The following is a 26,967-nucleotide window of genomic DNA, read 5'->3' on the forward strand; positions in this document are numbered from 1 at the left end:
GCCGGGGCCTCTACTAATTCACGATACCGATTTGCGAGATATTCACTTTGATATCAGGGACGATCTCGATGGAAGGATAGACCTCACGCCAATTGAGCCGCTTGCCCCGCTCATAATAATGGGTTTGATAGTTCCGGCCGATGCCGAGGATATCCGAGTTGTGCTCCTGAATATGGCTGATCACCGATCTGGCCTGCCCGTTCAGATTTGCTGATGCTTGTTTGTTCATTTGGTCGATTGCCGTATAAGAATTCAGCTTGTCCTTCGGATATTCCAAGACGCGTGCATTCAGTTTTAAACGGATTTTCACTTTTATATGCTGCGGATCTGTATCTATAAATACAATCTTTCGCGTGGCATCCGTGATGCCGAGAGAAAGATAATTTTCAATATCCATTTTGTATTTGTCCCACAGCTTCAGATTAATATTAGCCGATTTATTAAATTGCCCGCTTAAAAGGGTCAGGAGGGTCGAATCCTGACCGAGCACCTCAGTCACTTTCCGCTGGCCGCTGAACAGGGCAGAACCCTCTACCTTTATCGTCTGTCCGTTAATCGATAAATAAGGAAGGGCGAAATCCTTATCAGCCGTCAGCATGCTTGAACGGATGGATTGCAAATTTTCCATGCTGATATTTGATTCCGCATTAGCGCTTGTTAATAAATTCGTTAAATACTTGCTGACGATCAATTTCTGCCGGACGATCAGCTTCAGCACTTCAATCGCCTCGCCGTCTTTTACAACCGCCGGATGAGCGAGAAGCGGACTTTTCGGATCTCTGTAAAAGACATCGAGATAAGGAAAAAGCGGTTTTTCCGCCATTTTCTCACCGATTAATAAGACTCTTTGCTTGGACGTGTCAATGCGCTGATCGACAAGCTTATCCAATTGAAACCGCGCTTCACGGATGGTGTGCCCGGAAGCGCTGAGCACCGTCGTAATGAATGAGCCGCCCGTTTCCTGTTCCGCCTGGGACGACTGAACCTTCCGATAGGTGATGCCGATTTTATTTTTACCGTCATGATCAACATCAAGGCTTGCGGTCAGCACGAGAGAAATATCTTTCAGCAAATTTTGATCCCAGCAGCCCGCAAGTGTCAGGCTTGCGCACATGAGACTGATAAGAACCGCTTTTTTAATGCGCATGGCGGACACCCTTTTTGCGTACAAGGACAATCAATACCATAAATAACGGAAACAAATACACAAACACAATATCGGAAATGCGGAAAAACTGATCCAGCTGCTGTATCGTTTTATCCGTGCTTGTGGCCCAAATAGACAGAAGGAAGACGAGCAGGGCCAGCGGATAAACAAACCGGCTGTGGTCTTTTTGATTGAACAGCTTGGCGATGCCGGTGCTTGCCAAGTAAAACACGTTGGCCAGTGTTGAAAAGACGGTCACGAACCAAAACGTCAAAAAGAGCAGATCCGTCCGTTCGATAATTCTGAATGAAACGGTTTTTAACAGGTACAGCACAGGCTCCGGGATCATTTTTATTTCTTCGGGGCTGATTGTGACAAAGCAAGTAAGGGTGATATACAGGTAATAAAGGATAATCAAGATGTTTGAAATCGTCAGTATTTTGTAGCGCTGGCTGACGGTGCAGTTGATTAGGGGCCCGATCACGAGCGCCGCCTGAAAGCCGGTAATGCTGACAAGTGTTTGCTGCACCCCGGTAAGCATGTCTTTTGCGGTTCCGTGAAAAATCGGCATAATGTATGTGATATCGGCTTTTCCCAGCGTGTATAAAATCGGCAGAGAGATCAGCAGCAAAAACGGTGTTAAGATAAAGCTGAACCTGGCGATCGCATTCAGCGGGGCCTGGGCGATATAGACAGAACCGAGGATCAGCATTAAGCTGACCACCCAATTCGGAGTCTGCGGGAGCACCCAGATATCCAATATCCGTGTAAATACAGAAAGAATGAGCGTGCAGAGAAACGCGAAATATAAAATATACAGCACCTGCACCCCTTTGCCGGCAAGTGTTCCGAATACCTCCTCCAGCATTTCGTACAGGTTCAGCTTCGGAAACCGGTGAAATAATATCATATACAGGCTGAATGTAAGCTGGACGAGCAATCCGGTAAGCAGAATGGAAATCCATCCGCTGCTTCCCGATTTCATCATCAGTAAATGGGGCAGCGCCAAAATGCCGATGCTGATCTGCGTCTGATTGATGAAAAACACGCCTTGAAGCGGGCTGATTTTTTTAGGCTTCATCTTTTCTCCACCCCCGAACATGTTTTATCTGCTTTGAGTCTTGCGGTCTCAAATAAAAAGGCCTTCTTTTAATAAACCAAGCCGGCAGCCGGATAAATGCATCCTTCAAGTCGCTGAAATGAAACGGCGTCAGAGATGATAAGTAAGGGACGCCGAGTGATTCAAGCTTGCACAGGTTCATCAGAATAAGCCCGAAGCCGAGTGCGATGCCGATAAAACCGAACGAAGATGCCAGAAACATAAGCGGAAATCTGAGCGTTCGGATGGACGTGCTCATTTCATATGAAGGAAGCACAAAAGAAGAAACGGCCGTAACGGCTACGACGATGATCATCATATTAGAAATGAGTCCCGCCTGAACGACTGCGTCACCGATCACGAGACCGCCGACAATGCCGATCGTCTGACTGATCGGTTTCGGCAGCCTGATACCGGCTTCGCGGATCAGTTCAATCGTAATCTCCATAATCATGGCTTCTATCAGCGGAGGGAAGGGAATATCAACAATCGAATTTTTCATGGTGATAATCAGATCGTTGGGAATGACTTCAAAATGAAATGCAATCAGCGCGATATAAAAAGCGGGCAGCGTAATCGCGATCATAAAGGCGAAAAATCTCAGCACTCTTAAAAAACTGGCGGAAATCCATCTCGTGCTGTAGTCATCCGGCGATTGAAAAAAAGAAAAGAATGTGATCGGCGCAATCAAAGCCGACGGGCTCCCATCCATCATGATCAGCACACAGCCTTCCATCACGCATGCTTTTGCTTTATCCGGCCGTTCCGTATGAATGATCTGCGGAAAAATGGAAAACGAATTATCTTCTATTGATTCCTCGATAATCCCGGGCGCAAGCACGCTGTCTATACGCAGGTATGACAGGCGCCGCTTCACTTCCTCCACAATCTCCGGATTGGCGATATTCTCAACAAAGATAACCGCAACCTTTGATTTGGCTCTTTCCCCGATATCCATATAATGAACGGAGAGATGGCGGTCCTGTATGTGAAACCGCAGCTGATGAATGTTCGTTTCCAAACTTTCCACAAACCCGTCATGGGCGCCGCGGACGATACTTTCAGATTCTGGTTCCATAATGGAACGCAGCGGATTCTGGCCGACGGAAAACAGCTTCGCTTTCCTCGATGCATCGCTGAGAAAAACAACCTGGCCTGCCAAAATCCCGTCAATGAGTTTTCTGGTTTCATCCGTTTCCGCACTGCTGACGGCATTCATCGTTTCCTCAAGCGGGCCGTTCTGCAGGGTGTCGCTTAACAGAAACTCATTCAGCTTCTGTTCTTCTATCATCTGTTCAATATAAAAGAAAGCGGTATGACGGTTCTGCAGTTTGATCCTTCGTATTTTAAAATCACCGCAAACACACATCAGCTCCTGCATTTCCCGTACAGCCGATTCAAAATCGCCGGGAATCCGTTTGTTTTGTTTATCCGCAGACATCAGACCGCCTCCTTTCCTGGTTATCTGTAGTTTTCAGCGGGTATTCCTTTTTTATGCATTTTATAAAATAGAGGAGTTCCTCGATGTTTTACCAAGAACTTCACAATTATGGATGAATATTTCTTGAACGAATATAAAGATTTATTAAAATTATTTCAAAAGAGTGATAAACGTCCTGTAAATGGTTTAAAAGGAGAAAGGCTTTCCGCATATAAAATGTGTATTTCTTGTAAACACTCCGGACCCGTCTTTTTCTGTCATGTACCAGTCATTCCGCTAGTTATTTTGGAATGGGACTGAAAGCAGGATACGGGGGAAAAATGAATGACTTTAAGACCTTATCCTTAACAAAACAGGCAGTCTGCACACAGCGGACAGAGAGTCCCGAAACGTATGCGCAGTGCGAAAAACGCTGATACAAACGGGCTGGAAAAGATGGATTATCATTACATCTTTTTCTTCCGGAACGCGAATAGTTCCATTGGTCCAAATGAATTTCTGTGCGGAAATGTAAACGCATTCATTTTTCTTTTGAAAAATTGAAGTAAGGTTGAAGTCCTGCCTATTCCCAAAAAAAGCAATTCGATAATAGGAAGAATAGCGTCACTAATAGAGAAGTTTGGCTCAGTGAAAGCGGGAAGATTATGTTACATAATGCCGATTGAGAATTCATAGTGAAGCTATATACTGATGAATGAATTTATCAATACAGAAGGAGATGTCAAAAATCAATGTGGTTACTCATTATAGCCTGTGCTGCCGTACTAATCATCGGAATCATTGAAAAAAGGCGGCATCAGAAGAATATCGATGCTCTGCCAGTACGCGTCAATATTAATGGTATCCGCGGAAAGTCAACCGTAACGAGGCTGACGACCGGAATACTGATGGAGGCGGGCTACAAAACAGTCGGAAAAACGACGGGAACAGATGCAAGGATGATCTATTGGGATACACCTGAGGAGAAACCGATCAAACGGAAACCGCAGGGCCCGAATATCGGCGAGCAAAAAGAAGTAATGAAGGAAACCGTAGAACGGGGCGCCAATGCCATTGTCAGTGAATGTATGGCGGTAAACCCGGATTATCAGATTATCTTTCAGGAAGAACTCCTTCAAGCCAACATCGGCGTCATCGTGAATGTGCTTGAAGACCATATGGACGTCATGGGGCCGACGCTTGATGAAATCGCTGAAGCTTTTACCGCGACGATACCGTATAACGGTCACCTTGTCATTACAGACAGTGAATACACAGACTTCTTTAAAGAAAAAGCCGCAGAGCGGAATACCGAGGTCATTATTGCGGATAACTCTAAAATTACAGATGAATACCTTCGTAAATTTGAATATATGGTCTTTCCTGATAACGCTTCCCTTGCGCTCGGCGTTGCCCAGGCTCTTGGGATAGATGAAGAAACGGCGTTTAAAGGAATGCTGAATGCGCCGCCTGATCCTGGCGCCATGAGAATCCTGCCGCTGCTCAGCACGAAGGAGCCCGGTCATTTCGTAAACGGCTTTGCCGCAAATGATGCATCTTCTACTTTGAATATATGGAAACGTGTAAAGGAAATCGGCTACCCGACAGATGAACCGATCGTCATCATGAACTGCCGCGCCGACCGTGTGGACAGAACGATTCAGTTCGCAAACGACGTGCTTCCGTACATTAAAACGAAGGAACTCATACTCATCGGCGAGACGACAGAACCGATCGTCAGAGCTTATGAAGAAGGCAAGATTCCTGCCGATACACTGCACGATCTGGAATATAAATCAACAGACGAAATCATGGACGTGCTGAAAACAAGAATGCAAAACCGTGTCATATATGGCGTCGGCAATATCCACGGTTCAGCGGAACCATTAATTGAAAAAATTCAAGAGTATAAGGTGAAACAGCTCGTTAGCTAGGAGGAAAAGGATAAATGTTCGGATCAGATTTATACATTTCACTTATTTTAGGCGTGTTAATCAGTTTAATTTTCGCGGAAAAAACAGGTATCGTACCTGCCGGTTTAGTCGTGCCGGGTTATTTAGGGCTCGTTTTTAACCAGCCGGTCTTTATTTTACTCGTATTGTTAGTGAGTCTTCTTACATACGTGATCGTCAAATACGGTTTATCCAGATTTATGATTTTGTACGGACGCAGAAAATTCGCAGCTATGCTGATAACGGGAATCTGCTTAAAAATCGCCCTTGATTTCCTTTACCCGATCGTACCGTTTGAGATATCAGAATTCCGCGGAATCGGTATCATCGTACCGGGTCTGATCGCCAATACCATTCAGAAACAGGGATTAACGATTACATTTGCCAGCACGCTGTTCTTAAGCGGCGCAACTTTTGCCATTATGTTTGCTTACTACTTAATCTAATGTAAGGTGTGTCAAACGATGAAAAAACAATTAAGCTTTCAAGAAAAACTGCTGAAGCTGACCAAACAGCAGAAAAAGAAGACCAATCTTCACGTTTTTATCGCGCTGCCGATCGTCTTTTGCCTGATGTTCGTCTGCATCCTGACAGGGAAGGCGGAAACGCCGAGTGTGAAAAGGAATGCAGATGACCTTGTATCAGCCTCATTCGTCGGAGATATTATGATGGGCCGGAATGTCGAGAAAGTGACAAAGCATAAAGGCACGGAGAGTGTCTTCCGTTACGCAAAGCCATTTTTCGAAGCATCCGACTATGTGTCGGGGAACTTTGAAAACCCGGTTACATATAAAAAGAACTACAAAGAAGCAGAAAAAAATATCCACCTTCAGTCAAACAAAGATGCCGTAAAAGTATTGAAGGACATGAATTTCACCGTTCTTACGGCAGCCAACAACCATGCGATGGATTACGGCCCTCAAGGAATGCGGGATACGGTTGAAGAGTTTTCAAAGCAAAATCTTGAACTTGTCGGCGCGGGCCTCACGCTGAAGGAAGCCGAGCAGAACATTTCGTATCAAGATGTAAACGGAATCAAAATCGCAACACTGGGTTTCACTGATGTTTCCGGAAAAGGCTTTGCAGCTAAACGAAATGCGCCGGGTGTGCTTCCGGCCGATCCAGAGCTGTTTATTCCGATGATTTCTAAAGCCAAAAAGAAAGCCGATCTTGTCATTGTTCAAACACACTGGGGACAGGAATACGATAATGATCCGAATGACAGACAGCGCCAATTGGCAAGAGCAATGTCAGATGCCGGAGCGAATATTATCGTCGGACACCATCCGCACGTGCTGGAACCGATCGAAATGTACCACGGCACCGTTATTTTCTACAGCCTGGGCAACTTCGTATTCGACCAGGGGTGGACAAGAACGAGAGACACGGCGCTTGTTCAATATCATCTGCAGAAAAACGGCACGGGACGCTTTGAAGTCACGCCGATGAATATTCATGAAGCAACGCCTGCACCGGTTAAAAAAGGCAGCATCAATCATAAAACGATCGTACGTGAACTGACGAAAGAATCGAATTTCGATTGGAGCGTCAAGGATGGGAAATTAACGTTTGATGTGGATCACAGCGATATCTTAAAAAAGAAAGCGGAGTGAAAAACAAATGAAAATCATTAAAGCGGGATGGCCGTTTGCCGCGATCATTATGGTCTTTATGTTTATGTCAGCGTTTAAATACAATGATCAGCTCACAGATCAGGAAAAACAAAAAATTGACACGGAAATGCAAAAAATTCAGCAAGAGGACACAGCGGGCGCAAAATAAGCGCATGATTCCGCTTGCCGGCATATTGTTTGTTCCGAATCCAGTAAAGAATGCCCATATCGGGCATTCTTTTTTTGTGTACTCTCCTAAACATTTGTTAAAAGTTACCGATGTAAAAACTACCAAAAATAAGGAGAGTGAATAGAAAACATGCTCACAAGCTGGAGGAAGTACATCCTTGCCGGCCTTATGATTTGTCTTGTGGCACCCGCAGTAACGAGAACGGAAATTGCTGAAGCGGATTCTCAAGTTTCTGTCCTGATCGTTTCAGACGCGCAAAAACTTGTCGGAAATAAATATGTTTACGGAGGCGAAGAGCCTGAGGACGGTTTTGATCCGTCCGGATTGATCCATTATCTTTTCAGCAGGCAGAACATCCATCTGCCGAGAACGGTCAGTGATCAATGGGAAGTCGGAGCCGCCGTCAAAGAAAATGACCTTTCACCGGGAGATCTTGTGTTTTTCAAAAAGTCGGATTCAACACAAAACGCGCCCGTCCACGACGGTCTTTATATCGGAAACGGAGAGATGATACACAGTTCTCCGTCTGAAGGCGTAACCGTCACACGCTTTCAAAAAAGCAGTTATTGGATGAATTTATATCTTGGCGCAAAGCGGATTACAAAAGATCCGGAACTGGCTGATGATCCGATCGTTCAGGAGGCAGCCCTTTACCTCGACATTCCGTATGTATTCGGCGGAAGCACGCCCGAGGAGGGATTCGACTGTTCGGGGCTGGTTCAATATGTTTTTGAAAACAAGCTTCACATTTACCTGCCGAGATCTGCGGAACAGCAGTGGCTGGTCGGTGAGAAAATCAAACTGAGCGGCATAAAGCCCGGGGACGTGATTTATTTCAGCGACACGTATAAAAAAGGAATTTCCCATGCGGGCATTTATGCGGGAGAGGGAAGGTTCATCCAAGCAAGCCGCTCCGCAAAAGTCACCATTTCTTACTTGTCGGAAGATTATTGGAAAAAACATTTTACGGGGGTGCGCCGATTCAGCAATTTAGCCATTTCTAAAGAAAATCCCGTTGTGTCCACAGCGGCCGATCATATCGGAATTTCTTATCTGAAAGGCGGCGTTTCACCGGAAACCGGCTTTGATACGGCGGGATTTGTTCAATACATCTATCAAAAAGTGAAAGGAATCAGCCTGCCGCGTTATGCGGACAAGCAGATGCAGGCGGGCGTTCCGGTCGATAAACAAGATCTGAAGCCCGGCGATCTGGTCTTCTTTAAAGCGGAAAGCCTGAATCCGGCCATTTATATCGGGAACGGACAAGTGATTCATGTCACCGTGTCCGCAGGCGTTACCATAACAAATATGAACACAAGCGCTTATTGGAAGGACAAATATGCGGGCAGCATCCGGCTCCCGTAAAAAAAGACGTCAGAGAGTGTCTCTGACGTCTTTTTCTTTTACCGTTTCGGCGCTCTGTATCCGGCCGCTACCGCATCCTCTACGGAACAGAACATTTCCGCGGGATCTGTCGTCCGGTCGTAGTATGTACTTCCCGGCGTGTGATAAATGCCGTTCCGGCTGCCTTTAATGTCGCATCCCTGTGAGGTGCCGGCTGCTTTCGTCTCGGCATGTCCGCCGGAGGAAGGGGCGTTGTTTTGCGCCGTTTCCGCGTTTTCGGATGTTTTTGTTTCTGCTTTCTGCCGCTTTAAAGATTTATTTTCTGACTGAAGCGTTTCAGCGGTCTTTTCGAGCTTCTTTTGTGAATTTTTTAATTTCTCATTGTCTTGTTTGAGTGATTTGTTTGTTTTTTTCAGCTCGCTTATCTCTTGGCTGAGTTTGCTGAGTTTTTCTTCATTGCCGGCTTCGGCTTCGGATTTCTCCTTTTCGGCTGCGGCACTGATGCTTTCATATTTTTTCTCAAGCGCCTGGTGTTCCTTCGTCAATTTTTGATAAGCGGTATCAAGGGTGCTGTATTTCTCCTCTGCCTTCACGGCCGAGGCGTCCGGCTCTGCGAGGGAGGCGCCGGTCAGAAGCAGGATAAATCCGCCGATGAGAAGGGGCCAAAACAGCTTTTTTGAAAAATGTTTTTCTTTTTTTGCCGCTTTGCATATGAGATGGAATATTCCGTATCCGACTGCGCAGAGAAAAGCTAAACATCCTATAATAGCGATTGCATTCGACATCATGAAACTCCTTTTTTCTTTATCTTACAATTTATTTTCATTTTTGGGAATTCCTTTTTTGGGAAACGTGAAAAGCCAGGCCGTGAAAGACCTGGCTTTTTCCTTTTATTGATCGTTGTCGAGAAGCCGGTTGATGAAATATGCGACGCCGTTTTCATCGTTGCTTTTTGTAATATACGTGCTTTTTTCCTTCAGTTCATCAATCGCATTGCCCATGGCGATGCGGTTTCCCGCCGCTTCAAACATGGAGAAATCATTCGGGCTGTCGCCGATGGCGTAAATATCCTGTTTTTCAATTCCGTACAGTGAGGCAAGCTCCGTCAGAGCACGTCCCTTTCCGGAACCGGCAGGGAGGATTTCGATAATGTGTTTCCCGGAAGATGTCTGGGATAATTTCGGATGATGTGTAATTTCTTCTTTGGCGTTTCTCAGTTTTTCCATATCAAAAGAGAAACAAAGAAGCTTGTAAACATGTTCGTCTCCGTTAAAAATCGCCTGTATATCCTGCACGGGTTTAATGCCGAATTGTTTGAACTGCGTCTTTGCACCCTCCCATAATGTCCGAATATCTTCCTTGGGATTGGCGCTTTTCAGAATGTCCAGTTCTGCCTGCAGTTTGGACTCGCCGTCAAACGGGGACAGCAGATGATCATCTGTATAGACCTCAAAGTAAATGTCTTTGTCCGTTAAATAAGCGGCGATATCCTTCCCGGCCTGCTGATCCATTAAGAGCCGGCTGACGAGGCGGTATCCTTTGTCATGGACTGTCCCGCCGTTTGCCGCAATGATCGGAATATCCAAATCCTTTAAGAGCGCTTTTACATCAAACGTGGCTCTGCCCGTGCAGATGGCCACGAGAATGCCCGCTTCATCCGCTCTTTGTAAAGCCGCTCTGTTTTCCGGAGAAATCACACTGTCCGAGTTCAGTAATGTGCCGTCTAAGTCAATGGCTATCAATTTCATATGTATGGATGCCCTCCTTAAAAATAAAGCTGCTTCATGTAGTATGTTCAGCTTTGTGCGAAATCAGCAGAAAGCCGTCAGTTAAAAGGCTATACCTTCATGTCCTTTTTTTCAACAGAAAAACGGCGGGATTTGCTAATCCCGCCGTGACATCTTACGCGTTTAAATCATTTTTTAATTTCGTTTTCACTTCTTGAAGGTTTTCCTCATTCAGCTTGAAGTAATAAATATTTTTGCCGTACTGAGGAGTGTAAATATAGCTGTCTGAACCTGTCAGCTGCAAAGAATCCACCGATTTCAGCGATGTGATGAACGGGAACAGACCGATGGCGTCATTAAGAGATAAGTTCATTTTTAAGTTTTTCCCTAAGCTGTCGACGATATCGTCATAAGATGGGATCGAGCTTAACGATTTAGATTTTTTAATAATGGCGCTCAGCACTTCCATCTGTCTTTGTCCGCGCATCAGATCGGTGTCCGCTTTGCGTGTTCTTACATAAGCCAGCGCCTGCTCACCGTCAAGCGTCTGGACGCCCGGCTTCAGCACGACTTTTCCTTTTGTATCGACTTTAATACGATCGGCAATTTTCTGGCTTTTCACATTTACCGTGACGCCATTCAACTCATTGACGACATCGCGGAACGCGTCGAAGTTGCTCTCAACCACATAATCTACCGGAATATCAAGCATGTTTTCTACTGTTTTATAAGTTAAATTATAACCGCCGTAAGCATGTGCGTGCGCGAATTTGTCATAGCCGTGTCCCGGGATGTTGACATAGGAATCCCGCGGAATGCTGAGCATCGTCGCTGTTTTCTTTTTCCGGTTGAAGGTGACGAGCACGTTGGCGTCACTTCTTGCGTCATCTACTGATTCGCCCTTACTGTCACGGGCGTCTATTCCTAAAAGCAATACGGTGAAAGAATCCTTCTTCGGGTCAAATTCTTTGATCCGTTTTACGGACTGGTCGCCGCGGTCAAGGCTGACGTGCGCTTCTTTGGTCGCATTATTCAATTTCACAAATGCGTAGGTGCCGACGGAACCGGCGATCACCAATAAGAAAGCGGCGAATACCAGTACAAATTTCACCCATTTTCTGAGGCGTCTTTTCTTTTTTCTGCGTTGAGATCGTTCTTCCATATCATTACCTCTCGTTTCTATTCTTTGTGAAGCGTACCATAATTGTTGACTTGGAGCAACTCTTCAAATGAGAAAATTCCAAATCTTTCTCTCTATTTCGACAACATCTACTGTTATTTTTGCATCAGGTTCACATTATATTGGACGGCAGGAAGCGGGAAATGTTTCGTCGCTTTGTAAAAAATAGTTAGTAAAATAATGGATATTAACGGTGCGGAAGGTTTGAAACGGACGGAAACAGGCAAAAGAAGCAGTAGAACAATTCCGCGCGGATACAGCGTTGGATGAAGGGAGTCTACATAACATGAAAAGCATACACTCGAATAAATGGCTCTATTTTTTCGGCGCACTCGGCGGCGCGTTATACGGATATGATACCGGAGTCATTTCCGGAGCTATTTTATTTATGAAAAAAGAACTGGGACTGAACGCCTTTACAGAAGGCCTCGTCGTCAGTTCGTTATTGGCGGGGGCGATTCTCGGATCGGGATTCGCCGGCAAACTGACCGACCGGTTCGGCAGGCGGAAGGCCATCATGGGAGCGGCGCTGCTGTTTTGTATAGGCGGTTTAGGAGTCGCTTTTGCCCCGAATACAGAGGTGATGGTTCTTTTCCGGATCATTCTCGGACTGGCTGTCGGAACATCTACAACGATCGTTCCGCTCTATTTATCGGAGCTGGCTCCGAAGCATAAACGGGGGGCGCTTTCTTCGCTGAATCAGCTGATGATTACGGTCGGAATCCTCGTTTCTTATATCGTGAACTATATATTTGCCGATGCAGGCGCTTGGCGCTGGATGCTTGGACTTGCGGTTGTGCCGTCAGTCATTCTGCTGATCGGAATCTTATTTATGCCGGAAAGCCCGCGCTGGCTGTTTACGATCGGCAAAGAAGAGAAAGCAAGAGAAATCCTTTCATCATTGCGGGGAACGAAGAATATTGATGATGAGATTGATCAGATGAAAGAAGCGGAAAAGGAAAACGAAGGCGGCTTGAAAGAATTGTTTGAGCCGTGGGTGAGACCCGCGCTGATTGCCGGCCTCGGACTTGCCTTTTTGCAGCAATTCATCGGGACAAATACAATTATTTATTACGCCCCGAAAACATTTACCAGTGTCGGGTTCGGCAATTCCGCGTCTATATTGGGAACGGTCGGAATCGGCGCCGTCAATGTCATCATGACGCTTGCGGCTATTAAAGTCATTGATAAGATCGGCCGGAAGCCGCTGCTGCTGGCCGGAAATGCGGGCATGGTCATCAGTCTGCTCGTATTGGCCGCGGTCAATCTCTTCTTTGAACATTCAGCAGCCGCATCATGGACAACGGTGATTTGTTTAGGCCTGTTTATCATTGTGTTTGCGGTCAGCTGGGGGCCTGCCGTGTGGGTCATGCTTCCTGAATTATTCCCACTGCATGTCCGGGGTATCGGGACGGGTGTCTCCACTTTGATGCTGCATGCCGGAACATTGATTGTCTCATTAACCTATCCGATGTTAATGGAAGCAGTCGGCATCAGCTATTTATTTCTCATTTATGCCGCGATCGGGATACTGGCATTCCTGTTCGTCCGGTTTAAAGTGACCGAGACGAAGGGAAAAAGCCTTGAAGAAATTGAGCAGGATCTGAAAAGCCGTAACGGTGGCTCGGGATCAGAATCAAATCGGCGGACAGTTCATCCGTAATATTCAGTTTTAGGGGGGCGGTTATTCACCGGCCCCTCAAAACGGATGCCGAGCGGGCGCCCGGTCACATAAATGACGGGGATATGTCATACGTTGTATAAAGTTACGATAAAGGCGGGGATGCCGGTGAAAACGAGTATTATTATCCTTACATATAATGAACTTGAGCTGACGAAAAAATGTCTGGCCAGCATTGAACGATACACCGACAAAGATAAGATTGAACTGATTATAGTTGACAACGGTTCCTCAGACGGAACGAGAGAATACATATCAAATCTGCCTGACGTCAAAGTCATCCTAAATGAAAAAAACCTCGGGTTCGCCAAGGGGTGCAACCAGGGTATCGAAGCGGCAGGGGGAGAAAATCTGCTGTTTCTGAACAACGATACGATGGTCACGAAAAATTGGCTCACCTCCATGCTGAGGGTGCTGTATCATTCTGAAAAAACCGGTATGGTCGGGCCCGTCAGCAACTATGTCAGCGGCGCGCAAATGATCCATGACGCATATCAATCGCTTGATGAGCTGGAATCATTCGCGGAGGCGTATTGCGCACGGGAAAAGCATCATACAAAGCGGGTGCTGCGCCTTGTCGGCTTCTGTCTTCTGGTGAAAAGAAGCGTCATTGAAGACATCGGCCCGTTCGATGAGCAATTCGGATACGGTTCTTTTGAAGATGATGACCTATGTCTGCGAGCCCTGCAAAAAGGCTACAGCCTGCACATCGCCCTCGATGCCTTTGTGCATCACCACGGGCACGCGACGTTTACGGCTAATCAGGATATCAATATCAATCAGTTATATTCGGAGAACCGCCAGCGTTTTACGGAAAAATGGGGCACTGATTTTACGTACTTTACTCATCCGAGACCGGAAATTGCGGAGCTCGTGCCCCGGGAGGCGAAACGGATACTTGATGTCGGTTGCGGCGCGGGGGCTACGGGGCTGGAACTTCAAAACAGACAGCCTTGCGAACTGTACGGAATAGAACTGCACCCGCTGGCGGCGCAAGCGGCAAAAGGACACTATGAAGCGGTGCTGCAGGAAGATGTCGAAGAAGTGAAGCTCCCTTATCCGGAAGACTTTTTTGATTGCATCATTTTCGCCGACATCCTTGAGCACTTAAAAGACCCGTGGCGCGTCATTGAAACGTACTCATCCTATTTGTCGCCTGCCGGATCAATCGTTTGCAGCATTCCGAATATTTCCCACGCCGAAGCGCTGTTCCCGCTTCTGCTCGGTGACTGGACATACAGAGACGCCGGCATTCTCGACCGCACCCACTTGCGGTTTTTTACGCCGCAGACGGTGCGCACACTCTTTCCGGAAGAGACATTTGCTGTGAAAAAGCAGTCCTATACGTATGTTCACGTGGATGAGCGGGTGCAGCTGTTTTTACAGGAAATCACACGAATGGCGCAATCGATGCAATTTCCGGTGACACAGCTGCCCGAACAAAGCCGGATTTATCAAATTCTCCTCCGTGTCGAAAAAACAGGCTGAAGGCTACCGTCCCATCGTTCCGAAGTTGGTAATCTGAATGGAAACATCATAGTCAAAAGCCGCTTCGGAGAAGGTCTCATCCCAATGATGCTTTACTTTCTTCCAATAGTCGGGATATTGAATGCGGACTCTGTCAGAAAAGAATACAGGGTCCGTTTCATATTGATTCTGCAGCTTATCGATGACTTCTTTCACATCGCTTTTCAGTTTTTTTTCGAAAATCTTTTCCAGCCCGTTTAAATAGTGCTGATCGAATGAATCTTCTCCGGCATATTGATCCTCTGACAAAAGTCCTTTTGTTTTTACCGCTACATGAAATGACAGCTTCCCGTTTTTCAGCCTGGGAGTGATGGCGGATGTTGATTTTTTGATCTCGAAGGTAATCGGGTGCCCCCCTTTATCCAAAGCGGGCAGCACGCCGCCCCGTATCGTCCCCATGAGCCAATTCAGGCTCTGTATTTCGTATGGTGACAGAAAGCCCGCCAATCTGTTTTGTTTTGCGTTTTTGATAATGGCCGCTCCGTCATACACCGTTTTTCCTTTTTGATTGCTGACGGCCTGAATGAGAAAACTGCGTTTATTATGGCAGTAAATTGAAGCTCTCCCGATTCGGAGCGGTTGTAAAATCTTCCCGTTGTAGTTTCCGTTGTTCGTAAGGTCGATCAGCTTTTCCGCGGGCATGGGCTGCTGCTGATTCGGCGTCGGCTCCGTCAGAATATCGGACGCTTTTCCTCTTACCGCGAAGAGATAGCTGCTCCGCCTTAATTCATCATCGCGGATAAAATGATTCATCATCTGCAGTATATTTTGGTCGGCCAGCAATTTGTCGCTGAATATCAGCACTTTTAAATGATCGCTGTAAACGGGCGGATCTTTTAAAGCGACTTCACTGACGGCTTCAAGAATGGTATCCCCCCGCGTCGTCACATTGACAAACACGGGCCGGCCGGAAGCCTGGCTGTTTTCACTTTGGGGCAGCAGGTTTTGATAGGTTAATTTATATCGGCGGTCACTCGTCTCGTCTATCGCCAGTCCCCGGGCGAAAGATAGCTTTTCGACTTCCTTCGCGTCCCAGCATCCTGAAAGCGTCATCAGTATGAAAAGCGCCGCCGCCCATTTTATGAAAAGTGTCATGACGTCTGTTTCCTCCCGGCTATTTTTTTCATCCAGCTGACAAACCAGATGAGAAAAGGAATCATAATGACGGCAAAAAACGTATACCCGAGAATATTCGCGAATGCAAACACGCTGTTGATATCATCGGGGTACATCGAAAGGCCGAATGTCACTGCCAATAAGCTCCCCATCAGCCAGGCATTGTTTTTATTTTTCAGTCTGAAAATGGTGTTTAATCCGATATGCGCCCCTTTAAAAGAGCCGAGCATACAGGTAAACTGCTGGCATGTCCACGTGATTAAAAGAAAGATATCAAACCGCTCAATGAAAATACCCCGGATTTCTAAGGCGTGAATCAGGGAAATGGTCGGATACGTCACCGTTTTGGCTTCAGCGACCGACATACAGCCGATGACGACAAGCAGCGTAACGCTGTAAAATAAGCCTGCGCTGGCGATGCCGAAGACAGCAGCCTTTTTCGCCTGCTTCGGATTTTTCATAAACGGCACCAGATACAGAATCACCTCAAGTCCTGAAAAATACAAAAGGGTCCGCGGAAACATCTCAAAAAAGCTTTTGTAGCCTCCTTCCATGACCGGGCGGACGAAATCCAGCTTAAACAGTCTCAGGCTGAATATAAGCAGCATAATCAAAATGACGATCGTAACCGGGAACAGATAGGCATAAAGCTTTGAAATGGGATAGACCCCGCCGGTCACATGGTAGATGCCGACCGCCAGAAAGATGAATATGACGACACCCATCGGCGTATTTTTCAGTAAAAAGTAATTGATGACTTCACCTAGAAAACGGGCTTGAAAACAGACGGTGACGACAAAATAACAGCTGATGAATAAATTCAGAAGAGAACCGATGGCGCGTCCCATGATGCTTTGATTCAGCTCATATATGGTTTCCCCGCTGTTTTTCTGCAAAAACGGCATAAAGAGCAGGACGATGCCGATAAACACGACACCCTGCACAAGAATAATGATCCATCCGCTCGGACTGTCCGCTGTTGCGGCGGAGCGAGGCAGTGTTAACACGCCCGCTCCGATCATTGTTCCGCTTACCATGAGAAGTGTCTGCATAAACGACAGCTTGTCTTCCGGTTTTTTCATGGGGATCACCTTTGCTTGATTTTATCTTTCGTCTCTTTTCTAGTCGGCCGTTTTTTCAAAAGAGGCGTCGGCAGTCTGACGATCGTATCTTTTAAGTCTTGGCCAGGCTGCGCCATGATCGGAATAAGATAGTCCTGACCGAAGCTTTTCAGACGCATCAGATGGCCGACGACAAGCAGATAACACATGATCAGTCCGTATAAACCTAATATCGCCGACAAAATCATCGAAAAAATACGGATGAGCCTCAGCGGAAAATTGAACGCATAGGAGGGCGCCGTAAAAGAAGCCAATGCCGTAACGGATACGACAATGACCATCATCGCGCTGACAATATTCGCCTGAACGGCCGCCTGCCCGATCACCACGCCCCCGATCAGGCCGATCGTCTGTCCGATCGGCTTCGGCAGCCTGAGTCCGGCTTCTCTGATCATCTCGATCGTAAAAATCATGATGAACGCTTCAACAAAAGGAGGGAACGGGACATTCAATCTGCTCCCGGCAATCGTAACCGCCATTCTCGTCGGCAAAAGCCCCGTGTGAAACGTAACGAGCGATATGTAAAGGCCGGGTAAATAAATCGTGATTAAAATGCATGTGTACCGAAGCAGCCTGAGAAAGGTAACCGGAACCCACCGCTGATTATAATCGTCCGGTGAGTGGATAAATTCATCAATGGTCGCCGGCACCAAAAGGGTAAAAGGCGTTCCGTCTACAAGAATGGAGACCCTTCCTTCCAAAAGAGCGCCCATAACCCGGTCTGGCCGTTCGGTCGTCAAGACGGTCGGAAAAATGGAATACGTGTTATCTTCAATAAGCTGTTCAATCGCTCCTGATTCCGGAATGTCATCAATGGTGATCGAATCCAGTCTTTTCATCACTTCTTTTACAACATCATCAGGCGCGATATCCCGAATGTAGGCAACGGCGATCCGCTTTTTTGTCCGTTCGCCGAGTGTGATCTCTTTGATCTGGAGGTTGGGATCACCGGACTGCTCGCGCAACAGCGCCGTGTTCGTTCGGAGCTTTTCGACAAAACCTATCCTCGGCCCCCGTTCAAGCACTTCTGAAGCCGGTTCTTCAATATCACGCATTTTAAATGTTTCCGTCTCAAACGAAAGGGCTTCCTCCCATCCCTCCGCCAACAAAACCGATTTGCCGGAGAAAATGTCTGCCTCCGCGTCCTTAAGTGAAGAAAGCCGGGTGTGACGATAGCCGAAAGAGATGGATGACGGCGTTGTTTCAGCCGGCTCCTCTTGATGCCGGGCGGCCGCCTGCACGGGCGAAATAATATATTCCGCAAGCAATTGATTGTCGGTCAGTCCGTCTATATATATAAGACAGGCGTCACATTTGCCGTTTCCGTACGTAAACGAATAAAACATCATGTCATCGCTTTGGCCGAACCGTTTTTTCAGCGCTTCAAGGTTTTTGCCGAGCTCCGCATGTATCGTCATAATGTTCCCCCCTTTCCATCAGTTATTTTAATTTGCAACAAACAAGGCATTTTATTCTGGAATAGGAAATGACTGAGCATTCCGCCCCATCCGAATGGTATAATGAGCAGGTCAGCCATTTTATACATATTGTTTTTAACCGCGGCTCCCTCCGTGTTTTAAAAAAGACACAGGGGGAATGGGATATGAGCCGCTTTTTAAGGGGAGGGGAACGAACATGACGCAAGAGCCGATTTTTTTACAGCCTGTATGTAAAGAAAAACTATGGGGCGGCACGTTATTACGCGAACGATTCGGATACGACATACCTTCAGAAACAACCGGCGAATGCTGGGCGATATCAGCCCATCCGCACGGAATGAGCACGGTCAAAAGCGGTCCGTATCAAGGGAAAACCTTGATGGAACTGTGGGATCAGCATAGAGAATTATTCGGCGGAACGGAAGGGGACCGTTTTCCGCTGCTGACGAAAATACTGGACGTCAAACATCATCAGTCTGTTAAAGTCCATCCTGACGATTATGACGCCGAGGAGCATGGACTGGGCGAAACGGGGAAATCTGAGTGCTGGTACATTATTGACTGTAAAGAAAATGCGGAAATCATATACGGTCACACGGCCCGTTCGAAAGCGGAACTTGTCACCATGATTAACAGCGGTGACTGGGAAGGCCTGCTGCGCCGCGTGAAGATCAAACCCGGCGATTTTTATTATGTGCCGAGCGGAACCATCCATGCCATTTGCGCGGGGGCGCTCGTGCTTGAAACACAGCAGAATTCAGAGGCCGCCTACCGGATATATGATTACGGGCGTACAGATCAGAACGGCGGGACGCGTGATCTGCATATCCGCGATGCCGTCAACGCCGCGACCGTTCCTCATGTGGACGGATTTTTAGATGAATCAACTGAAACGAGAAAAGGCGTCACCATCAAAACCTTTGTGCAGGGAGAATATTTTTCTGTATACAAATGGGATATCAGCGGGACGGCGGAAATGACCCAGGACGCTCCGTTTATGCTGTGCAGCGTCACAGAAGGAAGCGGCTCCATCATCTGTGAAGGCAAGTCCGCCAAGCTTGAAAAAGGCGCGCATTTCATACTGCCGGATCAGATGCCTGACTTTACGATAAACGGAGATTGCACGATCATCGTTTCTCATATATAAAACCAAACTTAATCCCAGCTCTGGGATTAAGTTTTTTTTATTTGGAAAATTGGGTGATTTCTCTCTGTAAAAATGAAGAAGGCCGGCCGATAAATAAACTAGTTTGATAGAAACCAATTGAATCAGAAAGAGGAGAAGGAATGAAAAAGAGATTCGTTGCACCTATGTTATTGTCCGCCGTTTTCCTTGTCTTTTGCAACCTTGCACAGCCCGCTGAGGCCGCATACAGCGACTACTCCGTTTACGAGCTGGAAACGAAGCAGCAATTTGGTTCTGAGAACGAGGCGCTTCAAGCGGCAGCGAAATTGAAAAAGGATACGGGGTGGCAGGCTGACGCAAAGAAAGCCGGAAATACGCCGCTCACTTATCAAATCTCAGCTTCAGGCTTACACGATGAAACGGATGCGAAAACCGTGCTGAAAGATTTTACGAAGCAGACGGGTGTGGCCGGCACTTACAGCGCAAGCGGAAGCAAACAGCCGTACGTGACCGTCACATCAGGCGTTCTATCAGACGAGCGGCAGACGAAAAATCTTCTTGCCGAACTGACGAAAAAAACGAGCGTGACCGGCGCCGTCAAGACGGCGGGGACAAAACAGCCGTACATGCAGGTCGTGACTTCTGAGATGGCGGCCGAAGCGGACGCAAAAGCGCTCTCGCAAGCATTGACGAAGCAGATGGGCGTGAAAGCGTCATACCGTCAGATCAAACGGGAGACAGCCCGGTTTCAGATCCAATCAGGAACAATCTCCGGCGATCAAAAAGCCGCTCAAATCCAAACTGATTTTCAAAAGGAAACAGGATTGCAGGCGTCGCTGAAAGTCACTGCAAAGGCCAGTCCGAATATCACCGTGACAGCCTCTGACATCTCAAATGCAAATGCTGCGGCTGGTTTAGCGAAACAGCTGCAGCAGAAAACGGGCGTCAAAGGGAACGTTCAAAAGTATGCCCAAAGCAAAACAGCAACCGTGTACAACGTGCAGTCAGGATATTTTAACGGAGTAAGCGCCGTACAAAATGCTATCACCCAAATCAAGAAGAATACGGGTGTCAGCGGAAGCTATCAAAAAGCCGGCAAGAAAAATAATTATACGGTCGGGATGAGCGGACTGACGGCTAAGCAGCTGAAAAGCGTTCAAGCTTTCTTTAAAAAGAAAAAATGGCATTGCGACGCATCGCCTGTCAAAAAGACAGCATCAGTGTCCGTTTATCGGATCACGGCAGGGCAGCTTACCGCTGCGCAGGCAGATCAAGCGGAGGCGTATTTCCGCCAGCAGCATGTAAAGACGGCAAGAACAGCGGCGGGAAAAACAGCAGAAAACGAATATCAGCTGCTTTCTCAGCAGACGGCAGACCAGTCGAAGATAAAAAAAGGATTGAATCTGCTGGCGGGATATAAACTGACTGCCATTACAAAAACGATATCCAAGCAGACGGACACAACGTACCAAGTCACAACTGAATCACTGCTTGATACGGCAAAAATCAATCGTTCGCTGGACTTTTTCAAAGGGAAAAAAGTATCCGCCTCCGCACAGAAAACAGGTGAAGCGGCGTATACACAATTCAGAATTGAAACGGCACCGCTGCTTAAAAAGGAAGACATTGACCGCGTGACTGCTTTTTTCAAGCAAAACAAAGCGGCCGGCACTGTGAAGGAGACGGGGAAAACCGGGTCTGCACAGTACGTCATCAAAACCGAAACATTCAGCAGTAAAACCGTTTTAAATAAAAGCATGAGCTTTTTCAGCGCCAAACAATTACAGGCCGGCTATACGAGTGAAAGCCATCCGGTTTATGAACTCCGCATTCGCGATCAATTCACGGGAGCGCAGTCAGCGGACGCCGCCTCCCAAAAGCTGAAAAAGCTGTACGGGTGGACGATGGCTATTTTGAAAATAAAAAACGGACCGCAAATCATGAATACCAATTACAACATCTCGCTGGCAGATATGGTCAAAAAACAAATGACAGTCAGCCCGCAGACTGATGCCGCGGCTTATGCATCGCTTTCGTACATCAATACGGCCTCCGGAACGGTCACAGCCGACGTCCTGAACGTCCGGTCAACCCCGGAAGTCAGCTCCGGCAATATTATCGGGCAGTTGAAAAAAGGCGATAAAGTCAGCATCACAGGCCAGACAAACGGCTGGGCCAAACTCAGCATGGGCTGGAGAAACGCCAGCAGTGACGAAGTCGGGCAGTATGTCAATCCGGCTCACTTCGCACAAGACAGCAAGTATTACTTTCAATTTCTGAAGCTTTCTCAGACAGCCGGACTGAACGCATCGGAACTGAATCAAAAAGTGCTGGTCAATAAAGGAATACTGACAGGGAAAGGCCAGGCCTTTATTACAGCCGCCGGCAAATACAGCATCAATGAAGTGTATTTGATTTCGCATGCTTTGCTTGAAACGGGCAATGGCACGTCAGAGCTTGCGAACGGCATTATGTATAATGGTAAAAAGGTTTACAACATGTACGGCATCGGGGCTTATGACAGCAACCCGAATTACTACGGCGCACAATACGCGTATAATCAAGGCTGGTTTACTCCGGAAGCCGCGATTATCGGCGGAGCCCAATTTATCGGTGCGTCTTATATTCACAATCCTTCATACGAGCAGGATACGCTGTATAAAATGAGATGGTCTCCAGCCGCGGCCCATCAGTATGCGACAGACATCGGCTGGGCGTATAAGCAGGTAAACCGCATGTACGGCTTATACTCACTGCTGGATGACTATACGCTTTACTATGATGTTCCCGTGTATATGAAAGTATAAAAAAAGGGCTGAAGTGTATGCTTCAGCCCTTTCTTCATGCAAAAAACACCCGCCGTCGATTCAGGCAGGTGCTTCAGCACAATTTTTCATTTTTGTTTCCGCAAATTTCAATAACGCTTCACTCGAATTTCCATCTGAATACATATTCCATTTGTCCGAGAACCGCTTCATTTCTTCTGCACGAAATGGCTTTTTCGTCATTTCCTCCAGAAGGGCTTCGCTGTCATGACAAGCCTTTCCGGGAATGACGGACGTATAATTGTCGATTAAACCGCGTTTTCGATCATATTCCTCCAGATCATACGTGAAAAAGAAAATCGGTTTATTTAAGAGCGCGAATTCAAAAGGCACGGAAGAGTAATCCGTAATTAAAATATCAGCCGCTTTCAAGAGATCATGAAGACGCATGTCAGACACGTTCTTGATCAGTTCGCTTTCAAACGAAGCCGAAATATGATGCAAAACGGCAGGATGAAGCTTTACAAGCAGCATATACTCTCCGTTTAACGCGTTTGTGAGCTGTTCTTCGGTGAATGGCAGCCGAAAGGATTGCATATCATAATCCCTGAATGTCGGTGCGTACAGGATGATTTTTTTCGGCCATTTGTGCTTCAGTTCGGGCTTGTGTTCTTCATAATAGACGTCAGTCAGGGGGACACCCGTTTTTAACAGCTGGCCGTCCCGTATGCCGAACGACTTTTTAAAAACGTCAGCCATCGCGTCTGAACCGACGGTAACAAAGTCAAACGAGCGGTACACTTTTTTAAAACGGCTGATATCTGATGCCGGACGATTTTGATTCGTCACATCCTCAAGGCCGAACTTTTTCAAAGAGCCGTTCGCATGCCACACCTGAATGCATGTCGTTTGCGGCCGGCGGTTTAAGACGCTTGTCATGAGGAAATAGTTATCCGTTATCACCACTTTGCTTTTAAAAAGGAACAAAACAGCCTTCAAAAGATGCAGCGGATGTTTTTCGTTCAGATAAAAAGAGCCGACATCTTCCAGCTCTTTTTTCAGATTGACGGCGTGTCTCGTATACAAAACCGTCACTTCATAAGAGAGTGATTCAGCGTGCGCTTTGTAAGAACGGATGAGAGCCTGCGCATTCTCTTCAAAAGATACCAGCAGGGTCAGATGGTTCTTGGGCTTTACAGGCTTGAACAAAACGCCGAGAACAGACAGATATATAGAATAAAAAGCGGCGAATAAAGATCGCAAGTTCATAGATTACCAATCTCTTTTGCTGTTTTATTTGTTTAAAGCTGTTTCGTTTGATCTTCTGCCTGCTTGGAATACAGGCTTTTATTTGATTTATTATTTCTCAAAACGGTAAAAGCATACTTCGGAATGTTCAGCATCCTTTTCCATCTCCACGGATTCGTCACCAGTCTGTACAGCCATTCCAGATTCGTTTTGATCATCCATTCAGGGGCGCGTTTCACCGTTCCGCTGAACACATCAAAGCTTCCGCCCAAACCGATCGATACAGCCTGAGGGAAAAGATGTTTGTGTTCATAAATAAATTGTTCCTGATGGGGATATCCTAAGGCGACAAATACGAGATCGGGTTTCGCCCGGGAAATCTGTTTGGCGACGAAGCGTTTATCCGCTTCATAACCGTTGCTGGCTCCGACAACCTCAATATTCGGATACTCTTTGCTGATCCGGTTCAAAACGGCGTCAAGCACGTCTTGTTTAGCTCCGTATAAAAATATTTTTTTAGACTGCCGGTTTGCGAGGCCGAGCAGCGCAAGAAACACATCGAATCCCGCAATTCTTGATTTCAGCGGGTGCTGCATCAAACGTGACATTAACACGACGCCGATACCATCCGGCAGGACGAAATCCGCGGAAGAAATGACTTGATGATAACCTTTGTCTTTCGCCGCAGCGTATCCGATCTCAGGATTGACCGTCGCAATGACGGCTCCTTGCTTCTGTGCGATATAATAAGTGTCTAAATATGAAATAAACTCCTGTAAATTTCCATTAACGTAAGAAAGGTTGTGCACCATTTCAGTCTGCATCTGCCGTCCTCCTTTTTGTACGGGATTTTCTTTCACTTTTTCGTGACTTAGGCTAAGCTTTATTTTAACATAATACCTTCAGATAAACTTAACAATAGTTTTACAAAAATATAAATAAGATAACAATTTCTTTAATCATACGCGCAAAAACCCTGCTAAACTCCTATTGTAATAACATTTGTTAATAAGTGGAATTTAACTTCGTTTTACATTGGCTTAACCTTTTCAGGGCTATGTGATATAATGAGGTTCCATGAGTACGAAATTGGCACTTTAGTGATTAAGGATACAGCTGCGCAGCATTTCAGAGCAGTTGCTTGTTATACGTATGATGATAGAAAGGAGCTTTTGTTTCATGAAGAAGGTCATTACTTACGGAACGTTTGATTTACTGCATTGGGGTCATATTAAACTGCTTGAGCGCGCAAAGCAGCTTGGAGATTACCTTGTTGTTGCCATCTCAACAGACGAGTTCAACCTGCAAAAACAAAAAAAGGCCTACCACAGCTATGAACACAGAAAGCTGATTCTGGAAACGATCCGTTATGTCGACGAAGTCATTCCGGAAAACAGCTGGGATCAAAAAGTACGTGACGTAGCGGATCACAACATCGACGTGTTCGTAATGGGAGACGATTGGGAAGGCAAATTCGATTTCCTTAAAGATCAATGCGAAGTCATCTACCTCCCTAGAACCGAAGGCATTTCCACCACACAGATTAAAAAAGAAATTGCCGGGGTGTAATTGAAACATTCGGATATACAGATGATAAAGAAGTACTCCCTCCGGATAGGGAGTACTTCTTGTAATATAAGGTTATTTTCGCTATATTTGTTATGCGCTTTTGAAAAAAAGCTAGACAATAAGAGGAGAATTTAAAGATGAATCTTAGTAACTTTTTTAAGTTGAATAAAAAAGAGTCCAAGCCGTCCATAGAAGAACGCGAATATACCATTTTAAACAAAGAAGCATTGGCGGAAGAGAAGAAGGTAGCGGTAGTCGTTCCTGTTTATAATGCAGAAGAATATGTAAGGAAAACAGTTGATTCAGTGATCCTTCAAAACATCGGCTTTCAGCATATTTCTTTAATTCTGGTCGATGATTGCTCTACTGATGATTCCAGAAACATCCTGACTGAGTACGCCGAATTGTATGAAAATATTACAGTCGTCTTTTTGAAAGACAACACGGGAACCCCGGCTTATCCGAGAAACTTGGGAATTGAGCTGGCAAATGCGAAGTACATTACATTTTTGGATGCGGATGATTGGTTTGCGCCGAACGGAGTTAAAATCTTATTCGACATGCTCGAAAGAGATCAGGTAAATTATGCAGTCGGAAAAACGATCGAAATGCAGGTGAACGGTCAAAAAACGATCGGGAAACATGAGTCTTCGCTGAACAGAGCGAAGGTATCGCCTTTTTCAATCCGGCATATTTTCTATCATCTGGGCCCGCGGGCAAGAATGATGAACTTACAATTTCTAAAAGATAATGATATCAGATATCCGGAAATGAAATTTGCTGAAGATAAGCAATTTTTTATGGATGTTCTTTTGGCGTGCGGAGATATTTCAACGTCAACCGAACCGGTCTATTATCTGAACAGAATGGACAATAATGAGTCGCTGACAAAGCAGACTAATATAATGGAAAAAACCGACACGAACATAGCCGTAATGAAGTATATTCTGAACAAAAAATTAGATACTGAAAAAGAGAAGATGGCGATGAACCGCCTGATCGAATTCGATTCCATTACGCGGCTTTTCGATCGGATGCACTTCCTGAAAAGCGAAAACAAAGAAGCCTACTACAATAAATTCAATGAAATTCTGAATGTGTTAAAGAAGACGAAATACGATATTTCCGAGACATTTTTTCATCCGATTCATAAAACAGCCTACCGTCTGCTGACTCAAAAACGGTATGACGAGGTCGAAAAGCTGTTCCGCTGGTCCAAAAAAGAGCCCGATAAAAACATCGTGACGCAAGACGGGCTGGCTTATTTAGAAAGCCCGCTGACGGATGAAGAAAATAAACTGGTCGAACTTCGCATGCACGGAGAAACGGAAAACGCGGTGTTCGCCGATCATAAATTCACCGTTACGTTCCGCTTGTTCGGACAGGACAGAAATAATGCCCAATATATTCAGTTTCAGCACAGAGATAACATGAAAGTATTCCACCAGTTTCCGGTTCAGTCACTGGGAGACGGGCGGTACGTCCTTGAAATCCCGTTACGTGACATTGAAAAAGTCGGACTTGGCGGTTATATTATGTATGTCATTTATAACGATTATGAACGTGTCATGTTAAACAGAGAAGACGGTGAAAAGGTGACGGCAGAAGCGAACGGACTGCAATATCAATTCTACCGGACGGTGAAGGAGAACCTTTCACTGAAAGTAACAAAATGATGATTGTGATTGGATATGTTTAATTGA

At 46.2% G+C, this 26,967-nt stretch carries 22 protein-coding genes; 11 read left to right on the plus strand and 11 right to left on the minus strand.

Translation table 11 applies throughout. The features are described from left to right. Nucleotides 1-13: 13 nt before the first annotated feature. From CXL14_RS06010 to CXL14_RS06020, 3 genes are read right to left on the minus strand one after another with little or no spacing between them, the layout of a single operon-like run. Nucleotides 14-1,147 (minus strand): Ger(x)C family spore germination protein, encoded by a 1,134-nt coding sequence (locus CXL14_RS06010; protein ID WP_014419042.1) that lies wholly within the window; start codon nucleotides 1,145-1,147, stop codon nucleotides 14-16. Continuing rightward, nucleotides 1,137-2,228: a GerAB/ArcD/ProY family transporter gene (locus CXL14_RS06015; protein WP_012118599.1), complete on the minus strand. Its 1,092-nt coding sequence runs from the start codon at nucleotides 2,226-2,228 to the stop codon at nucleotides 1,137-1,139. The genes CXL14_RS06010 and CXL14_RS06015 overlap by 11 nt, the downstream gene beginning before the upstream one ends. Further along, nucleotides 2,218-3,687, minus strand: coding sequence for a spore germination protein (locus CXL14_RS06020; protein ID WP_014419041.1), 1,470 nt, complete (start codon nucleotides 3,685-3,687; stop codon nucleotides 2,218-2,220). The genes CXL14_RS06015 and CXL14_RS06020 overlap by 11 nt, the downstream gene beginning before the upstream one ends. 731 nt (nucleotides 3,688-4,418) lie before the next feature. Between CXL14_RS06020 and pgsB the strand changes: the two genes are divergently transcribed. From pgsB to CXL14_RS06050, 5 genes are all read left to right on the plus strand, one after another. After that, nucleotides 4,419-5,600 carry a poly-gamma-glutamate synthase PgsB gene (gene pgsB / locus CXL14_RS06030; RefSeq protein WP_003151337.1) on the plus strand — a complete coding sequence of 394 codons (1,182 nt, stop codon included), beginning with the start codon at nucleotides 4,419-4,421 and terminating at the stop codon, nucleotides 5,598-5,600. A gap of 14 nt (nucleotides 5,601-5,614) precedes the next feature. Next, nucleotides 5,615-6,064, plus strand: a complete 450-nt coding sequence (gene pgsC / locus CXL14_RS06035) for a poly-gamma-glutamate biosynthesis protein PgsC (RefSeq protein ID WP_003151340.1) — start codon at nucleotides 5,615-5,617, stop codon at nucleotides 6,062-6,064. Nucleotides 6,065-6,082: 18 nt separating this feature from the next. Beyond that, entirely contained in the window at nucleotides 6,083-7,231 is a 1,149-nt protein-coding gene (locus CXL14_RS06040; RefSeq protein ID WP_101287732.1) for a CapA family protein, read from the plus strand. Between the two features lie 7 nt (nucleotides 7,232-7,238). Next, the gene (locus CXL14_RS06045) at nucleotides 7,239-7,400 is read left to right on the plus strand and encodes an extrachromosomal elements maintenance protein EdmS (RefSeq protein ID WP_003151344.1); all 162 of its coding nucleotides are present in this window, start codon (nucleotides 7,239-7,241) and stop codon (nucleotides 7,398-7,400) included. Nucleotides 7,401-7,550: 150 nt separating this feature from the next. Beyond that, nucleotides 7,551-8,786: a C40 family peptidase gene (locus tag CXL14_RS06050; RefSeq protein WP_088056398.1), complete on the plus strand. Its 1,236-nt coding sequence runs from the start codon at nucleotides 7,551-7,553 to the stop codon at nucleotides 8,784-8,786. Between the two features lie 38 nt (nucleotides 8,787-8,824). On the opposite strand, the gene CXL14_RS06055 is transcribed toward CXL14_RS06050, so the two are convergent. The 3 genes from CXL14_RS06055 to CXL14_RS06065 form a co-directional block, all read right to left on the minus strand. Then, on the minus strand, nucleotides 8,825-9,550 hold the full coding sequence (locus CXL14_RS06055; RefSeq protein WP_088056399.1) for a sunset domain-containing protein: 726 nt from the start codon (nucleotides 9,548-9,550) through the stop codon (nucleotides 8,825-8,827). 105 nt (nucleotides 9,551-9,655) lie between these two features. Next, nucleotides 9,656-10,513 carry a Cof-type HAD-IIB family hydrolase gene (locus CXL14_RS06060; RefSeq protein ID WP_032876094.1) on the minus strand — a complete coding sequence of 286 codons (858 nt, stop codon included), beginning with the start codon at nucleotides 10,511-10,513 and terminating at the stop codon, nucleotides 9,656-9,658. A 154-nt stretch (nucleotides 10,514-10,667) separates the two neighbouring features. Further along, nucleotides 10,668-11,654 carry an LCP family protein gene (locus CXL14_RS06065; RefSeq protein ID WP_014419036.1) on the minus strand — a complete coding sequence of 329 codons (987 nt, stop codon included), beginning with the start codon at nucleotides 11,652-11,654 and terminating at the stop codon, nucleotides 10,668-10,670. A gap of 304 nt (nucleotides 11,655-11,958) precedes the next feature. Here CXL14_RS06065 and CXL14_RS06070 point away from each other — a divergent pair, with 304 nt between their 5' ends. Both CXL14_RS06070 and CXL14_RS06075 read left to right on the plus strand, forming a co-directional pair. After that, the gene (locus CXL14_RS06070) at nucleotides 11,959-13,335 is read left to right on the plus strand and encodes a sugar porter family MFS transporter (RefSeq protein WP_007407509.1); all 1,377 of its coding nucleotides are present in this window, start codon (nucleotides 11,959-11,961) and stop codon (nucleotides 13,333-13,335) included. Nucleotides 13,336-13,428: 93 nt separating this feature from the next. Further along, complete coding sequence (locus CXL14_RS06075) at nucleotides 13,429-14,841, plus strand: bifunctional glycosyltransferase family 2 protein/class I SAM-dependent methyltransferase (RefSeq protein ID WP_014419035.1); 1,413 nt, start codon at nucleotides 13,429-13,431, stop codon at nucleotides 14,839-14,841. Nucleotides 14,842-14,844: 3 nt separating this feature from the next. Here CXL14_RS06075 and CXL14_RS06080 read toward each other — a convergent pair whose 3' ends face one another. From CXL14_RS06080 to CXL14_RS06090, 3 genes are read right to left on the minus strand one after another with little or no spacing between them, the layout of a single operon-like run. Next, entirely contained in the window at nucleotides 14,845-15,975 is a 1,131-nt protein-coding gene (locus tag CXL14_RS06080) for a Ger(x)C family spore germination protein (RefSeq protein ID WP_014419034.1), read from the minus strand. After that, nucleotides 15,972-17,078 (minus strand): GerAB/ArcD/ProY family transporter, encoded by a 1,107-nt coding sequence (locus tag CXL14_RS06085; protein WP_014419033.1) that lies wholly within the window; start codon nucleotides 17,076-17,078, stop codon nucleotides 15,972-15,974. Before CXL14_RS06085 ends, CXL14_RS06080 begins: the two co-directional genes overlap by 4 nt. A 5-nt stretch (nucleotides 17,079-17,083) precedes the next feature. Further along, a complete protein-coding gene (locus tag CXL14_RS06090) occupies nucleotides 17,084-18,535 on the minus strand; it encodes a spore germination protein GerBA (protein WP_014419032.1) in 1,452 nt (483 codons plus the stop codon). 217 nt (nucleotides 18,536-18,752) lie between these two features. Between CXL14_RS06090 and manA the strand changes: the two genes are divergently transcribed. Both manA and CXL14_RS06100 read left to right on the plus strand, forming a co-directional pair. After that, nucleotides 18,753-19,703 (plus strand): mannose-6-phosphate isomerase, class I, encoded by a 951-nt coding sequence (gene manA, locus CXL14_RS06095; RefSeq protein ID WP_014419031.1) that lies wholly within the window; start codon nucleotides 18,753-18,755, stop codon nucleotides 19,701-19,703. 140 nt (nucleotides 19,704-19,843) lie between these two features. Then, on the plus strand, nucleotides 19,844-22,489 hold the full coding sequence (locus CXL14_RS06100) for an N-acetylglucosaminidase (protein ID WP_101287734.1): 2,646 nt from the start codon (nucleotides 19,844-19,846) through the stop codon (nucleotides 22,487-22,489). Nucleotides 22,490-22,549: 60 nt separating this feature from the next. Here the strand turns inward: CXL14_RS06100 and CXL14_RS06105 are convergent, their stop codons facing one another. Together CXL14_RS06105 and CXL14_RS06110 are read right to left on the minus strand one after the other, a co-directional pair. Next, entirely contained in the window at nucleotides 22,550-23,716 is a 1,167-nt protein-coding gene (locus tag CXL14_RS06105) for a CDP-glycerol glycerophosphotransferase family protein (protein ID WP_101287735.1), read from the minus strand. A gap of 32 nt (nucleotides 23,717-23,748) precedes the next feature. Beyond that, a complete protein-coding gene (locus CXL14_RS06110) occupies nucleotides 23,749-24,519 on the minus strand; it encodes a WecB/TagA/CpsF family glycosyltransferase (RefSeq protein ID WP_014419028.1) in 771 nt (256 codons plus the stop codon). A gap of 355 nt (nucleotides 24,520-24,874) precedes the next feature. Here CXL14_RS06110 and tagD point away from each other — a divergent pair, with 355 nt between their 5' ends. Together tagD and CXL14_RS06120 are read left to right on the plus strand one after the other, a co-directional pair. Beyond that, complete coding sequence (tagD, locus tag CXL14_RS06115; RefSeq protein ID WP_003151361.1) at nucleotides 24,875-25,264, plus strand: glycerol-3-phosphate cytidylyltransferase; 390 nt, start codon at nucleotides 24,875-24,877, stop codon at nucleotides 25,262-25,264. 137 nt (nucleotides 25,265-25,401) lie between these two features. Next, the gene (locus CXL14_RS06120) at nucleotides 25,402-26,940 is read left to right on the plus strand and encodes a glycosyltransferase family 2 protein (protein ID WP_053285362.1); all 1,539 of its coding nucleotides are present in this window, start codon (nucleotides 25,402-25,404) and stop codon (nucleotides 26,938-26,940) included. Nucleotides 26,941-26,967 lie beyond the last annotated feature (27 nt).

Origin of the sequence: Bacillus sp. SJ-10 (assembly GCF_002843505.1) — a bacterium.
In the GTDB taxonomy this organism is placed as follows: Bacteria; Bacillota; Bacilli; order Bacillales; family Bacillaceae; genus Bacillus; species Bacillus velezensis.